Below are 13,797 nucleotides of genomic sequence, written 5' to 3' on the forward strand. Positions count from 1 at the left end.
GCGAGGACTTTTTGGTTACCTTTTTGGTCCTTCAAAAAGTGACCCGCCGTCAGGGCGGAACCCTAAGTAGCCATCACAAAAACAATGGATATGTACACCAAACCACCTCACACCCCATTCAGCACTTAGCTCTAGAGCGACGCATCAACTGGTAAGCCGCCGGAATCACAAACAGCGACAGCAACGGCGCCGTCAACATCCCCCCAATCATCGGCGCAGCAATGCGGCTCATCACTTCGCTACCCGTCCCACCACCCAACAAAATCGGCAGCAACCCCGCGATAATAACGGCCACGGTCATCGCCTTGGGCCTCACCCGCAACACCGCCCCCTCAGTAATGGCCGCCAGCAAATCACCATCCTTACGCTCAGCCCAAGCGTTTTTCAAATACAACAACATGATCACCCCAAACTCAGCCGACACCCCCGCCAGCGCAATAAACCCCACGCCCGTAGCCACCGACAAATTAAAGCCCAGCCAGTAGAGCAACCACACACCGCCAGTCAGTGCGAACGGTAAGGTGCCCAAAATCAACAGCGCCTCATCCACACGGCGAAAGGTCAGGTACAACAGCACAAAGATGATCATAAGCGTGGCCGGCACCACCAGCTTCAAGCGTTCATTAGCCCGCTCCAGAAACTCGAACTGCCCCGAATAACTCAGGCTAATGCCCGGCTGCAAATGCACCTGCTGCTCAATCGCCGCACGCAAGTCCTTCACCACCGAAGCCAGGTCGCGGTCACGCACGTCGATATACACCCAGCCGGACGGCCGTGCGTTTTCGCTTTTGAGCATCGGCGGGCCGTCACTGATCTTCAGCCGGGCCACCGTGCCGAGGGTGATCTGGCTGCCCTGCGGCGTGTAGATCGGCAGATTGCCCAGCGCCTGCACCGAGTCGCGCCACTCCTTGGCGTAACGCAGGCTGATAGGAAAACGCGCCAGGCCTTCGACCGTTTCGCCAATGGTTTCACCGCCAATCGCGCCCGCCACAATCGACTGCACATCGGCGATATTCAGCCCATATTGCGCGGCGGCCGCACGGTCGATATCCACGTCGATATAGCGCCCGCCGGTCAACCGCTCGGCCAGTGCCGAACTCACACCGGGCACGGTCTTGGCGACTTTCTCCACAGCCTGGGTCACCGCGTCGATCTGCATCAGGCTGGTGCCCGCGACCTTCACGCCAATCGGGCTTTTGACGCCGGTGGCGAGCATGTCGATGCGGTTGCGGATCGGCGGAATCCAGATATTGGTCAGGCCCGGCACCTGCACCACACGGTCCAGCTCCTTCACCAGTTTTTCCGGGGTCATGCCGGGGCGCCATTGGTCCCTGGGCTTGAACTCAATCGTGGTTTCAAACATCTCCAGCGGCGCCGGGTCGGTGGCGGTTTCGGCGCGACCGGCCTTGCCGAACACATGGGCCACTTCCGGTACGGTCTTGATCAGCCGGTCGGTGCGTTGCAGCAACTCACCGGCGGTTTGCGTCGACAGCCCCGGCAGCGCCGACGGCATGTAGAGCAAGTCGCCCTCGTCCAGCGGCGGCAGGAACTCACCACCGAGTTTCGCCACCGGCCACAGCGCGCTCGCCACCATCAGCAGCGCCACCAACAAGGTCAGGCGCGGCCAGCGCAGCACCGCGTCGAGGGCCGGTTGGTAGAGTTTGATCAAGCCACGATTGAGTGGGTTGCGCTGCTCATCGGGGATGCGCCCGCGAATCCAGTAGCCCATCAACACCGGGACCAAAGTCACCGACAACCCGGCCGCTGCCGCCATGGCATAGGTCTTGGTGTAGGCCAGCGGGCCGAACAGGCGGCCTTCCTGGGCTTGCAAGGTGAACACCGGAATAAACGACAACGTGATGATCAACAGGCAGAAAAACAGCGCAGGCCCGACTTCCACCGCCGCGTCGGTCATGACTTTCCAGTGCTCGTCACCTTTCAATGCCCGGCCAGGATTGGTGTGGTGCCAGGCCTCGATTTTCTTGTGGGCGTTTTCGATCATCACCACCGCCGCATCCACCATTGCGCCGATGGCAATCGCGATACCACCGAGCGACATGATGTTGGCGTTGATGCCCTGAAAGCGCATGACGATAAAGGCGATCAATACGCCGACCGGCAGTGAAATAATCGCCACCAGAGATGAGCGCAGGTGCCAGAGGAAAATCCCGCACACCAGCGCCACCACCAAAAACTCCTCCAACAGCTTATGGCTGAGGTTATCCACGGCGCGGTCGATTAACTTGCTGCGATCGTAGGTGGTGACGATTTCCACTCCGGGAGGCAGGCTGCTTTTAAGTTGCTCAAGCTTGGTCTTGACCGCCGCGATGGCCTCGCGCGCATTTTTGCCGCTGCGCAGTATCACCACGCCGCCGACGGCTTCGCCCTCGCCGTCCAGTTCACTGATGCCGCGACGCAGGTCCGGGCCCAGTTGAATGTTTGCCACATCGCCGAGGCTCACCGGCACGTTGTTAGTGCCGAGCCGCAGGGGAATCGCGCGAAAATCCGCCAGGCTTTTCAGGTAGCCGGAGGCGCGCACCACGTATTCGGACTCGCCCAGGTTCAGCACCGAACCGCCGGTTTCCTGGTTGGCCTTGTCGATCGCCTCTTTAACTTGCGCCTGGGTAACGCCGCGACTCGCCATGGCCAGCGGGTCGAGCTGCACCTGGTACTGCTTGACCTGGCCGCCGATGGTCGCCACTTCGGCCACATTCGGCAGGGTCTTGAGCTCGAACTTGAGAAACCAGTCCTGCAGCGCGCGCAATTGCGCCAGGTCGTGCTGGCCGCTGCGGTCCACCAAAGCATACTGGTAGATCCAGCCCACCCCGGTGGCGTCCGGCCCCAGCGACGGCTTGGCCGATGCCGGCAGCCGCGCCTGCAATTGGCTGAGGTATTCCAGCACCCGCGAACGCGCCCAGTAGAGGTCGGTGCCTTCGTCGAACAGCACGTACACGTAGCTGTCGCCGAAGAACGAAAAGCCGCGCACGGTCTTGGCGCCCGGTACCGACAGCATGGTGGTGGTCATCGGGTAAGTGACCTGGTTTTCGACAATCTGCGGCGCCTGGCCCGGGTAAGGCGTACGGATGATCACCTGCACATCCGAGAGGTCCGGCAAGGCATCCACCGGCGTATTTTGTACCGCCCACACACCCCACGCAGTGATGAACAAGGTCGCGAGCAGCACCAGAAACCGATTGGCCACCGACCAGCGAATCAGCAAGGCGATCATGGCTGGGCTCCTGGTTGCATGCTCATGCCCGACATGTCGGACGTGGGTGCGGTTATGCCTCTCAAACTTGCTTCAGAATCGAGCAGGAATTGGCCGGAGGCGACCACCTGCTGGCCTTCCTGCAAGCCGCCGAGGATCACCGTTTGGTCCTGATTTTCTGCGCCGACTTCAACCTCTACCGGGCGATAGCGTCCGCCCTCCTCGGCCAGCATTACCAGCACGCGCTTGCCGGTGCGGATCAAGGCTTCGCTGGGCACTTGCAACACCGCTTGCCCGCTGGTTTGCGCCAGGCGCACCTGGGCGGTCATGCCGGGGCGCAGGTAGCCGTCGGGATTGGGCAGTTCAACGCGGACCTGCACGGTACGACTGTCCATGGCGGTGGCCGGCAAGATAGCGCTAATGGTGCCGTCGACGGTTTTGCCCGGTAAACCGACAAAACGGCTCTGCACCGTTTGCCCCACGGCCAGGGCCGCACCTTGGGCTTCGGGCACGGCAACCTGCAGCCACACCGAATCCAGGCCATTGATACGCGCCAGGGTTTGCCCTGCCGCCAGCGTCATGCCTTCGCGCACGTCCAGGGTTTGCAAGGCGCCGCTTAACGGGCTGGTGACGGTCAACACCGACTGTACACGGCCGCTGCGTTCCATCTGCTCGATCAGCCCGGCCGGCATGCCGCTCAGGCGCAGGCGTTGCCGGGCTGCCGCGATCAAGCCACTGTCGCCGCTGTGGCGCAGGCTCAGGAATTCTTCCTGGGCCGCCGCCCAATCGGGAATCAACAGGTCCGCCAACGGCGCGCCGGCCTTGAGCACATCACCCGGTGCCCGCGCATAGACGCGCTCGACGAACCCGGCAGCCCGCGCCTGTACCACGGCCACATCACGGTCGTTGAACGCGAGGATGCCCGACAGCTCCAGGGTCGACGTCAGCACACCCCGGCTGACGCTCGCCAGGCGCACGCCGAGGTTCTGGGTTTGCCGTGGGTCAATCTGCACCGCAGGCGTATCCGTAACCGCCGTGCCTTCGGCATACCGCGGCACCAGTTGCATGTCCATAAACGGCGATTTGCCGGGTTTGTCGAACTTCTGCTGCGGGTACATGGGGTCGTACCAGTACAGCGCCGGTTTGTCGTCCTTGGCTGCAACAGACGCCACCGGGTGAAATTGCGCCAACCCATAACCCGCGCCCAGACCCAGCAGCACCAGTGCCGCGACGATTGGATTATTCATGGCTGGGTTCTCCGTAGGCAAAATACAGCTGGGCGCCGATCAGGGCGCGCTGCTCGATGGCATCAATTTGTTTGAAACGGGCCTCGACCAGCTCACGGCGAGCGCTGACCACCGTGAGCAAATCGCCCTTGCCGGCGCGATAACCGGCCAGGCTGAGGGTGACTTTTTCTTCGGCCAACGGCACCAGGCTGTCCTGGCTGCGCTGCACGGCGCGGTCCAGGCGTTGGTAAACCGCCAGGTCGTCGTCGAGCATCTGCGTGTGTTCGCGGGTGGCGGCTTCGCGCTCGGCGTCGAGTTGGTCCAGCTCGGCCTGCTTGGCCGCGATGCCTGGGTTTTGTCGGCGCCCGGGAAAGATCGGCAGGTCGAAACTCAATTGCAGGGTGACCATGTCGCCGTACTCCCGGCTGCGGTGCCCGTAGTCGACTTCCCAGCTCCAGTCCGAGGTCTTTTGCGCCTTGGCTTCCTGCACGCGCGCCTGCGCCTCGCGGGTACGCGGCACGAAGGCTTGCAGTGCAGGGTGTTGATGCAGGTTGTGGCTGTAGCCGTGGCTGTCGATGCTCCAGTTGGGTAACTGGCCGCTGGGGGCTTGATTGGCAGCAGGGCCGATCCAGCGCTTGAGGGCGGCGCGGGCCTGGGCACGCTGTTGGGTCAGCTCGTCCTCACGCCCCGCCAATTCGGCGGCTTCCTGTTTGGGAATTACCGCATCGGAAGCCTGGCCGCGCCCACCGGCCAACTGCGCGCGCACACTGTCTTGCAGCAGGCGGTTCTGTTGGTAGAAGTCTTTGAACAAGGCCTCTTTGCGCTCCACCGCGTAAGCACGGATCCACGCCTGGGCGGTGGCTTGGCGCACGTTAAGGCGCTCGATGCGCCCCTCGGCGGCGGTACGTTCTATGGTTGCGTCGGCCAACTCGACCCGGGCTTTGCGCTTGTCGCGGCTGGGCACCTGTTGCTGCAGGCCGATCATTTGTTGCGTCATGTCATCGCCGTACAACGTGCCGCGATTCGGCCCACCGATAGGGAAATTCTGCAGGCCCACCAACAGTTTCGGGTCGGGCAATTCGCCGGCCGGAATCGCCGCTTGTGTCGCGGCTTGCAGCTTGGCGGATTCAGCCACCAGCGACGGCGCGTTGTTCTGCGCCAGGCGCAGGGCCTCATCCAGGGTCAGCGCCGAGGCGAGCGCCGGCCACACCAGCACGCCCACCACCAGGGCGCGCACATAGAGGGAATTCATCGTGAAGATTCCTGATCTGTGCCACTGCGCGCCGCGTTATGCGGCCCACAGCAAGGCCATCCCGCAGTGGGGATGGATGTTCAGATGCAACAGGAATCAGCTACGCGGCGGGCGCCAGACGCCGGAGGGCGTGCGGTCAGGGATAAAATCAGAGGTGTGGCCGATGGCCAAAGGATGAGCGCGTGTCAGCGGCGCCTTGAGCACCGCCAGGGACAGTTGCAACAGGCCGCCGGTCTTGCATTCCTGGCCCGGCTTGCAGACTTTGCCGTGGTCACCGCCGTCCTGGCAGCAGTCCGGGCTCATGTCGCTCATCACCTGCATGTCTGCCATCTTCATCGGGCACGGCTCGGTGCTCGACGGCACTCCCGCCATCCCGGTCAGGGGAAGCGTGAGGCTTAACAGCATGACCAGGATTAAACGCAGAAGGCGGCTCATGGGGCGCGAGTCTAGCCAAGGGGCGGTTAAGCCGCCATTAACAATTTCGTGAGAACTCGCCCGTGAAAGCGAATCTGCGCCAGGGTCAGCGCGGTGTAGCCGATGATCACCGCAGGCTCCAGGCTGGCCTCTTCACAGAACTTGCCCAACGGCTGCAAGGTCAGGCCGACGGCGGCCGCGCGGCTACAAAAATCCGCCTCGCCGACGCCCGTCGGCAACCACAGCACAAAATGCAACCCGGCCTGCTGGCCGCTGACCCTGCAGCCCTCCGGCAGGCAGGCGAGCAACGCATCGCGGCGCGCCTGATAGGCTTGGCGTGAAGCGCGCAAATGCCGCACGAACGCCCCACTGCCCAGGAATTCGACCAAGCCCAACTGATCCGTGGCGCCCACCGAATGCCCGGTCAATTGTGAGGTGCGCAATAACGCGGGCCGCAGCGTCCTGGGCACCACCATGAAACCCACGCGCAAGCCGGGAAACAGGTTCTTGTTGAAGCTGCCGCAGTAGATCACCCGGTCGCCCGAGTCCAGGGCTTTAAGCGCCGCCAGTGGCGCGCTGTTGTAGTTGTATTCACTGTCGTAATCGTCTTCGACCACCCAGGCGTCAGCGCGGGCGGCCCAGTCCAGCAATGCCAAGCGGCGCGAGACCGACAAGGTCATGCCCAAGGGCGCCTGGTGCGCAGGCGACACGTAAGCCAGCCGCGCCGTGCCTGGGAGCTGGTCGGTGTCGAGACCGTCGGCCGTGACCGGGATCGATTGAACCCACGCGCCAGCCAGGCTGAACAGGCGCCGCGCGGGCTTGTAACCTGGGTCTTCGACGCACGCCGTGTCGCCGGGTTTGAGCAAGGTGCGCGCGATCAGGTCAAGGGCGTGACGAATGCCCGTGGTCACAATCACTTCATCCGCCTCGCAGCGCATGCCGCGATAACTGCGCAGGTAGTCAGCGATTTGCTCGCGCAACGCCGGCAACCCGGCCGGGTGCACGGCCTCCAGGGCACCCGGCCGCGCCGACAGCAAGCCACGGGAAATACAACGCGCCCAGGCTTTCAAGTCGAACAGGCTGGCGTCCGGGCGCCGGGCCACAAAAGGCACGTGGCTTTGTACGCCTGCATCGGGCTGATCAGGCACGGCCAGGCGGCGTGGGTTGCTGCTTGGCGCCGGGGCCGCGATAAATTGCTCGGGGATCACCGCACTCACCCGCGTGCCGGAGCCCGCCACACGTTCTACGTAACCCTCGCTGTGCAAGCGCTCGAACGCCGCTTCCAGGGTGCCACGCGACACCAGCCAGCGCTCGGCCAGGCTACGGGTCGACGGCAAGCGGCTGCCCGCCGGCAACTGCCGATTGAGGATGGCGGCGCGCAACGCGTCATAGGCGCCCTGTTGCTTGCCGGCGCCCAGCGTGTCCGGGCGTGGCAGGTCCAGGGTGGCGGCGGTTTTTCCTCGGCGCATAAGTGGTCCAGTGTTTTAAGCCATAAGTGGCTCAAAGGATTAAACCACAAAGTCGTTAGAGTTCAGGCTCTACTCGTTAGCGAAGAAGCTTCCCATGACTCAACGCGCCCTCTCCACCGGGTTCTGGCTGGTCCTGCTGACCGTGCTGATCGCCCTGCCCCGCCTCACGCTCGACCTGCACCTGCCGGCCTTGCCCGCCATGGCCGACTACTTCCACAGCAGCGACAGCCAACTGCAGCTGACCCTCACGCTGTACACCCTGGGTTCGGCAATTTCCCTGCTGGTCAGCGGCCCGTTGACCGACCGTTTCGGCCGGCGCCCGGTCTTGCAGGCCGGGCTGCTGCTCTACGTGGTGGCAACCGTGACCTGCGCCCAGGCCGACAGCCTCGGCGTGCTGGTGATCGCCCGGCTGTTCCAGGCCCTCGGCGGTTGCTGTACCACGGTGATCGGCCGGGTGATCGTGCGCGATTACTTCGACCGCCACGAACAGGCGCGCCTGCTGGGCCTGATCTCCATGGCCATGGCGATCTCACCGATGGCCGCGCCAGTGCTTGGCAGCCTGATGCTGCCCTTGATCAATTGGCGTGGCTTGTTTGTGCTGCTGGCCGTGATCGGCGCCGGGCTGTGCCTGGTGGTTTACCGCCGCCTGCCGGAAACCCGCCCGCCGCAAGTGGCCGCTGCGCCACCGAGCAACCTGCTGCGCGTGTACGGCCAACTGCTGCGCGATCGCTACTTCCTGCGGTACGCCCTGGCCATCGGTTGTGTGTACAGCACGTATTTCCCGTTTATCAGCGAGTCGTCTTCGCTGTTGCAGCGCGGCTACCAACTGACGGCCACGGAATACGCGTTGGTATTCGCTGCGACGATCAGCGGCTACATGCTCGGGGCGAACCTGTTTCGACGCCTGGTGGTGCGTTTCGAACCCGACCGCTTGATCAACGCAGGGATCGGCCTGAATGTGCTGGGCAGCGTTTTGCTGGCGATTGCAACCCTCACGCTGCCGGGAGAATGGCTGGCGATTGTGCTGCCGATGGTGGTGATCATGGTGTCGGTGGGGGTGGTAATTCCGGCCTGCCAGCTGTCGGTGCTGCAGCCCTATGGCGCGATTGCGGGGACGGCGTCGGGGTTGTTCTTTTTTATCCAGATGATTTTGACGGCTGTGAGCAGCTGGGTGACGGGGTTGTTGTCGGATGGCACCTCGCAGCCTTTGTTAATCATGACCGCAGCGGCGAGCGCATTGCTGGCACTCAGTTGGCTGACATTACACCAAACCAAATGTGGGAGCGGGCTTGCTCGCGAAAGCGGTGTATCAGTCAACTCATGAATAGCTGACAGACCGCCTTCGCGAGCAAGCCCGCTCCCACAGGGGGACCGAGCCTGGCTCAGGTTTAGTGCATAAAGATCGCGATCAGGATGATGACCGGAATCGGCACGCCGAGGAACCACAGTAGTAATGAGCGCATGATGTTCTCCTTGAATTAACGAACGTAGTTTTCGGTTTCGACGTACACCACAGCATCCCGACGACGACCGCCGAAGGTTGCCGCGAAGCTGGCAAAGAACGCGCCGATCAACAGGCTCACAAAGGTCCACAGCGAGGCGTAGGCAGCGACTTTGGCGGCAGTGTCGGCCGCTTGCTTGGCTTTGAGCTTGGCATCGTCAATGGCTTTGCGTGCTTCGCCGTAGACCTTGTCGATACGCGCTTCGGCATCGGCCTGGCTAAGGTTGGTGCGCTGGCTGATCAACTGGGCCAGGTAGGTACGGTCTTCCGGTGCCAGTTGGCCGTCGTTGCTCAGGGTGCGGGTGAGGATACGTGCAACCACGCCGTGTACTGCGTCATCGCTGACGGCTGCTGGGCGGTCATCGCGGAAGAGGCTGTCGACGTAGTAGTCGAAGTCGCCGCTGTTGGCGCCTTTGGCTGCGCTACCGGCGGCCTGGCTGATGCCGCTGGCGGCACCTGCGGCAACACTGGCACCGGCTTTCACGCCGCCGCTGACCACGCTGCTGACCGAACCGACCACCAGTACTGCGGTGACCAAAGTGGCGACGGCCCAAGCGAGGAAGCCATGGGCAGTGTCGCGAAAGTACACTTCATCGCCATGCATATTCGCCCACTTCACACGCAACCGGCCGGCAATGTAACCGCCCAGGCCCGAAGCGACGATTTGGGTGAATGCCAGCCAGATAATCGTGGAAATACCCAGCCCCTTGGCGCTCATGCCGCTGTCGGCCCACGGCGACACCGCCGAAAAGCCCAGGCCGAAGCCCAACAGCACCAGGATAAGCGACAGTGCAGCCGCCGCAGCGGCCCCGGCAAAGATTGCGCCCCAGGAAACCCCAGAGCGCGCGCTTGACTCTTGCAGCGTGGATGACGATGTGATCATTGTTGTTTTGCTCCCGGCAGGAAAAATAGTGTTACAAGTCTCAAAAGGGACAGTGCAGGCAGCGTGCCAGTCGGGATAAAAATTAAAATCCTTTTATTTCAACAAGTTAAGTAATTTGAACTTCTTAAGACCGTGCAACTTGCAAGAAACAACAATGGCGGGCGTGCTTTATGCAATCTCATGGCAAACCCGCTCACTGTGGGAGCTGGCTTGCCTGCGATAGCGGTGTATCCGACACAAAATATCAAACTGGAAGACCGCTATCGCAGGCAAGCCAGCTCCCACAATGAAGGTGTCCAAGCAGGAAATTTGTGGTGGTTTTGCCAAGATGAAGTTTAATTTAGGAAACATTCAGCTACTTCTTGGCAAAATGACCTCACTTCTAGTGTGAATCGCTCACCAGGTAATCCTATGACCCGTATTTTGACCATCGAGGATGACGCCGTAACGGCCCGCGAGATCGTCGCAGAGCTGAGTAGCCATGGACTGGATGTGGATTGGGTGGACAACGGCCGCGAAGGCCTGGTCCGTGCTGTGAGTGGTGATTACGATCTGATCACCCTCGACCGCATGCTGCCGGAGCTGGATGGCCTGGCCATCGTCACGACCCTGCGCACCATTGGGGTGTCGACGCCGATCTTGATGATCAGCGCCCTCTCCGATGTCGACGAACGCGTGCGCGGCCTGCGGGCCGGGGGCGATGACTACTTGACCAAGCCGTTCGCCTCCGACGAAATGGCCGCCCGTGTCGAAGTGCTGCTGCGGCGCAAAAGCACAGTCAAGGAGTTCGAAACCGCCCTGCGCGTGGCCGATCTGGAACTGAACCTGATCAGCCGCGAAGCCAGCCGCGCCGAGCAGCCGCTGAGCCTGTTGCCCACCGAATACAAACTGCTTGAGTTCCTGATGCGCAACACCGGGCAGATCCTGTCGCGGATGATGATCTTCGAGGAAGTCTGGGGTTATCACTTCGACCCGGGCACCAACCTGATCGATGTGCACATCGGTCGCCTGCGCAAGAAAATCGACCCACCGGGCCTCACGCCGCTGATCCGCACGGTACGAGGTTCCGGTTATGTCATTGCTGAACCCCTCTAAGGGCTGGCGCTCCTCCAGCAGCCGCTTGCTGGCGCTCTACAGTTCGCTGTTCGTGGCCTGGAGTTGCATCCTCATGGGGGTGCTGTATTTCGAAGTGTCGGGTTACCTGGGCGACCTGTCCCGCCACTCGCTGATGCAGCGCCAGCACTTGTTTCAGCGTTTCGACGGCGAAGAACTGGTGGAAGCCCTGACCACCAGCATGACCTTCGACATGAAGGGCGTGGACGCCTACGGCCTGTTCGATGAGCAATTTCGCCCCTTGAGCGGGCCGATCCGCGCCGTGCCGCCGGACCTGCCGCTGGACGGCAAGATCCACGCGCTGGCCAATTGCGTCGAGTCCGACGACCCCAAACTGCCTAAAGACAGCTGCGACGCCGTCGCCACCCACACCGAAGACGGGCGCTGGCTGGTGCTGGTGCGGGCCAACGGTTCGCTGTTCGGCGTTACCCGGATCATCTGGCATGCACTGCTGTGGGCGCTGTCGCTGACGATTATTCCGGGCGCGGCCGGTTGGCATTTGTTGCGCCGCCGCCCGTTGCGCCGTATTCGCGGGATCCAGGCGAGTGCCGAGGCCATTGTTGCCGGTGACCTGACCCACCGTTTGCCGCTGTCGAATCGGCGTGATGAGCTGGACATGCTCGCGGCCATCGTCAACGCGATGCTCGACCGCATTGAGAAGCTGATGAACGAGGTCAAGGGCGTGTGCGACAACATCGCCCACGACCTGCGTACCCCGCTGACACGCTTGCGCGCGCAGCTGTACCGCATCAAGCAGGAAGCCGAGGAGAACTCGGTGTACGCGGTGAAACTCGACGATGCCATCGCCGAGACCGATACGCTGATGGCACGCTTTCGCGGGCTGTTGCGCATCTCGGAGCTGGAAGACCACCAGCGCCGTTCGGGTTTCCTGGTGATGGACCCGCTGCCGCTGCTGCGCGAACTGCATGACTTTTATCTGCCATTGGCCGAAGAAGGCGAACTGCAGCTGCGCCTCGAAGTGCCAGAAGCGCTGCCGTGGATCACCGGCGACCGTGCACTGTTATTCGAAGCCTTGGCCAACCTGCTGAGCAACTCGATCAAGTTCTCGCCCGCCGGTGGCGAGGTGATCTTGCGTGGTGTGAATGACGGCGGCAGCACGCGTATCGAAGTGCACGACTCCGGGCCGGGCATTCCGGCGGCGGAGCGTGATGCGGTGTTCCAGCGTTTTTATCGTGTGGATGAAAGCGACCAGCAAGGCGGCTTCGGTTTGGGCCTGTCGATTGTGGCGGCGATCATCAACTTGCACGGGTTCAAGTTGGAGGTTGGCAGCAGCCAGAGTGGCGGTGCGCGGTTGGTGCTGGAGTGTCGGCAGCAGTTGATGCCTGAAGCCTGATCGCTGATCGTTCCCACGCTCCGCGTGGGAATGCAGCCCAGGACGCTCCGCGTCCCACGGCGTGACGCGGAGCGTCACAAGAGGCATTCCCACGCAGAGCGTGGGAACGATCAACGGCTTTGCCTGTTAGAAGTTGGCGCGCAGCGCCTCGAGGCCGCCGCTGTACACACCGGTGAACAACTCTTCCACCGCCGCATCCGTGGTCCCGGCTGCCGGGGTGAACACGCCCGACCAGGTCACCTTCGCCGAGCTGTCGGTCAGCGCCTCAACCTGCAAGGTCGCCAGGTAGGCACTCACCGGAAACGGCGATTGCTCGATGGTGTAGCTGTAGCTGCGCGCCACGTTATCAAAACGCTGCAACCGCTCGACCACCACACCGCCATCCGCGGTTTGCAGGTGGCGCACGCGCCCGCCTTCACTCGGCTCGCTCTTGACGATAAACGGCAGCCAATCCGGCAGCGCGTTGAAGCCACCGACCAATTGCCAGACTTGATCGGCCGAAACCGGGATTTCAATCACAGAAGAAGCTGTTGCCACAATAAATACTCCAGGAAAAAAATAAGACTTCAGATCGCCATGCTGTCGACAACGCCACCGTCGACCCGTAACGCAGCGCCTGTGGTTGCAGAGGACAGCGGTGAAGCAATGTACGCCACCAGGTTCGCCACTTCATCCACATTCGCCGCGCGCTGAATGATCGAGGTTGGCCGTGCGTTACGTACAAACACATCGGCCTCGTCCCGCGCACTGCGCCCGGACTTTTGCGTGGCGTCCTTGAGCATCTGCTCCAGGCCGTCGGTAAAAGTCGGCCCCGGCAGCACTGCGTTAACCGTCACGCCGGTGCCGGCCAGGCGCTTGGCCAGGCCATGGGAAACCGCCAGGTTGGCGCTTTTGGTCACGCCGTAGTTGATCATGTCGGCCGGTGTGGCCACGCCGGACTCCGACGACAGGAAGATCACCCGCCCCCAGCCCTGCTCGACCATGCCGGGTGTGTAATGCCGTGCCAGGCGCACGCCGGAGATCACGTTGACCTCGTAGAAGCGCGTCCACTCGCTGTCGGGTGCGTCGAAGAAATCCACATCGTTGAAGATGCCGAGGTTGTTGACCAGAATATCGGCACGCGGTTCGGCGTCGAACAGTGTCTGGGCGCCTTCGGCGGTGCCGAGGTCGGCCACCAGCCCGCGCAGATCGGCACCTGGCACCGCCTGGCGAATGCTCGCCAGCGCCTCGTCGACCTTGCCCGATTCGCGCCCGATCACCACCACAGTGGCGCCGCAGGCTGCCAGCGCCTGGCTGATACCGAGGCCAATACCGGCGGTGCTGCCGCTGACGATGGCTACTTTGCCGCTTATATCAATGTTCATCGGTGGTACTCCT

General features: G+C 62.5%; 11 protein-coding genes. 3 read left to right on the forward strand and 8 right to left on the reverse strand.

Annotated elements, in window-relative coordinates; all coding sequences use genetic code 11:
* Positions 1 to 118: 118 nt before the first annotated feature.
* The 5 genes from K0H48_RS01950 to K0H48_RS01970 form a co-directional block, all read right to left on the reverse strand.
* Entirely contained in the window at positions 119 to 3,229 is a 3,111-nt protein-coding gene (locus K0H48_RS01950) for an efflux RND transporter permease subunit (RefSeq protein WP_219266194.1), read from the reverse strand.
* Positions 3,226 to 4,455 carry an efflux RND transporter periplasmic adaptor subunit gene (locus K0H48_RS01955; protein ID WP_219266195.1) on the reverse strand — a complete coding sequence of 410 codons (1,230 nt, stop codon included), beginning with the start codon at positions 4,453 to 4,455 and terminating at the stop codon, positions 3,226 to 3,228. The genes K0H48_RS01950 and K0H48_RS01955 overlap by 4 nt, the downstream gene beginning before the upstream one ends.
* Complete coding sequence (locus tag K0H48_RS01960; RefSeq protein WP_219266196.1) at positions 4,448 to 5,686, reverse strand: TolC family protein; 1,239 nt, start codon at positions 5,684 to 5,686, stop codon at positions 4,448 to 4,450. The genes K0H48_RS01955 and K0H48_RS01960 overlap by 8 nt, the downstream gene beginning before the upstream one ends.
* Before the next feature lie 96 nt (positions 5,687 to 5,782).
* Positions 5,783 to 6,121 carry a hypothetical protein gene (locus tag K0H48_RS01965; RefSeq protein ID WP_219266197.1) on the reverse strand — a complete coding sequence of 113 codons (339 nt, stop codon included), beginning with the start codon at positions 6,119 to 6,121 and terminating at the stop codon, positions 5,783 to 5,785.
* Between the two features lie 26 nt (positions 6,122 to 6,147).
* The gene (locus tag K0H48_RS01970; RefSeq protein ID WP_219266198.1) at positions 6,148 to 7,569 is read right to left on the reverse strand and encodes a PLP-dependent aminotransferase family protein; all 1,422 of its coding nucleotides are present in this window, start codon (positions 7,567 to 7,569) and stop codon (positions 6,148 to 6,150) included.
* 94 nt (positions 7,570 to 7,663) lie between these two features.
* On the opposite strand from K0H48_RS01970, the gene K0H48_RS01975 reads away from it, so the two are divergent.
* The gene (locus tag K0H48_RS01975; RefSeq protein WP_219266199.1) at positions 7,664 to 8,893 is read left to right on the forward strand and encodes a multidrug effflux MFS transporter; all 1,230 of its coding nucleotides are present in this window, start codon (positions 7,664 to 7,666) and stop codon (positions 8,891 to 8,893) included.
* 154 nt (positions 8,894 to 9,047) lie between these two features.
* Here K0H48_RS01975 and K0H48_RS01980 read toward each other — a convergent pair whose 3' ends face one another.
* Positions 9,048 to 9,953 (reverse strand): hypothetical protein, encoded by a 906-nt coding sequence (locus K0H48_RS01980; RefSeq protein ID WP_219266200.1) that lies wholly within the window; start codon positions 9,951 to 9,953, stop codon positions 9,048 to 9,050.
* A 411-nt stretch (positions 9,954 to 10,364) separates the two neighbouring features.
* On the opposite strand from K0H48_RS01980, the gene K0H48_RS01985 reads away from it, so the two are divergent.
* Positions 10,365 to 11,048, forward strand: coding sequence for a response regulator transcription factor (locus tag K0H48_RS01985; protein WP_003219726.1), 684 nt, complete (start codon positions 10,365 to 10,367; stop codon positions 11,046 to 11,048).
* Positions 11,026 to 12,420 (forward strand): HAMP domain-containing sensor histidine kinase, encoded by a 1,395-nt coding sequence (locus K0H48_RS01990; RefSeq protein WP_058421805.1) that lies wholly within the window; start codon positions 11,026 to 11,028, stop codon positions 12,418 to 12,420. Before K0H48_RS01985 ends, K0H48_RS01990 begins: the two co-directional genes overlap by 23 nt.
* Before the next feature lie 126 nt (positions 12,421 to 12,546).
* Here the strand turns inward: K0H48_RS01990 and K0H48_RS01995 are convergent, their stop codons facing one another.
* Both K0H48_RS01995 and K0H48_RS02000 read right to left on the reverse strand, forming a co-directional pair.
* Positions 12,547 to 12,957, reverse strand: a complete 411-nt coding sequence (locus K0H48_RS01995; protein ID WP_170040134.1) for an SRPBCC family protein — start codon at positions 12,955 to 12,957, stop codon at positions 12,547 to 12,549.
* A 29-nt stretch (positions 12,958 to 12,986) separates the two neighbouring features.
* Entirely contained in the window at positions 12,987 to 13,784 is a 798-nt protein-coding gene (locus tag K0H48_RS02000; RefSeq protein WP_219266201.1) for an SDR family NAD(P)-dependent oxidoreductase, read from the reverse strand.
* Positions 13,785 to 13,797: the final 13 nt, after the last annotated feature.

Origin of the sequence: Pseudomonas sp. Xaverov 259 (assembly GCF_019352915.1) — a bacterium.
Lineage (GTDB): Bacteria > Pseudomonadota > Gammaproteobacteria > Pseudomonadales > Pseudomonadaceae > Aquipseudomonas.

Excerpts from the sequence above, each read along its gene's own strand:
- K0H48_RS01975 (WP_219266199.1), top strand. The coding sequence starts at position 7,664 with ATGACTCAACGCGCCCTCTCCACCGGGTTCTGGCTGGTCCTGCTGACC.
- K0H48_RS01960 (WP_219266196.1), bottom strand. The coding sequence starts at position 5,686 with ATGAATTCCCTCTATGTGCGCGCCCTGGTGGTGGGCGTGCTGGTGTGG.
- K0H48_RS01990 (WP_058421805.1), top strand. The coding sequence starts at position 11,026 with ATGTCATTGCTGAACCCCTCTAAGGGCTGGCGCTCCTCCAGCAGCCGC.
- K0H48_RS01980 (WP_219266200.1), bottom strand. The coding sequence starts at position 9,953 with ATGATCACATCGTCATCCACGCTGCAAGAGTCAAGCGCGCGCTCTGGG.
- K0H48_RS02000 (WP_219266201.1), bottom strand. The coding sequence starts at position 13,784 with ATGAACATTGATATAAGCGGCAAAGTAGCCATCGTCAGCGGCAGCACC.
- K0H48_RS01985 (WP_003219726.1), top strand. The coding sequence starts at position 10,365 with ATGACCCGTATTTTGACCATCGAGGATGACGCCGTAACGGCCCGCGAG.
- K0H48_RS01950 (WP_219266194.1), bottom strand. The coding sequence starts at position 3,229 with ATGATCGCCTTGCTGATTCGCTGGTCGGTGGCCAATCGGTTTCTGGTG.
- K0H48_RS01955 (WP_219266195.1), bottom strand. The coding sequence starts at position 4,455 with ATGAATAATCCAATCGTCGCGGCACTGGTGCTGCTGGGTCTGGGCGCG.
- K0H48_RS01970 (WP_219266198.1), bottom strand. The coding sequence starts at position 7,569 with ATGCGCCGAGGAAAAACCGCCGCCACCCTGGACCTGCCACGCCCGGAC.
- K0H48_RS01965 (WP_219266197.1), bottom strand. The coding sequence starts at position 6,121 with ATGAGCCGCCTTCTGCGTTTAATCCTGGTCATGCTGTTAAGCCTCACG.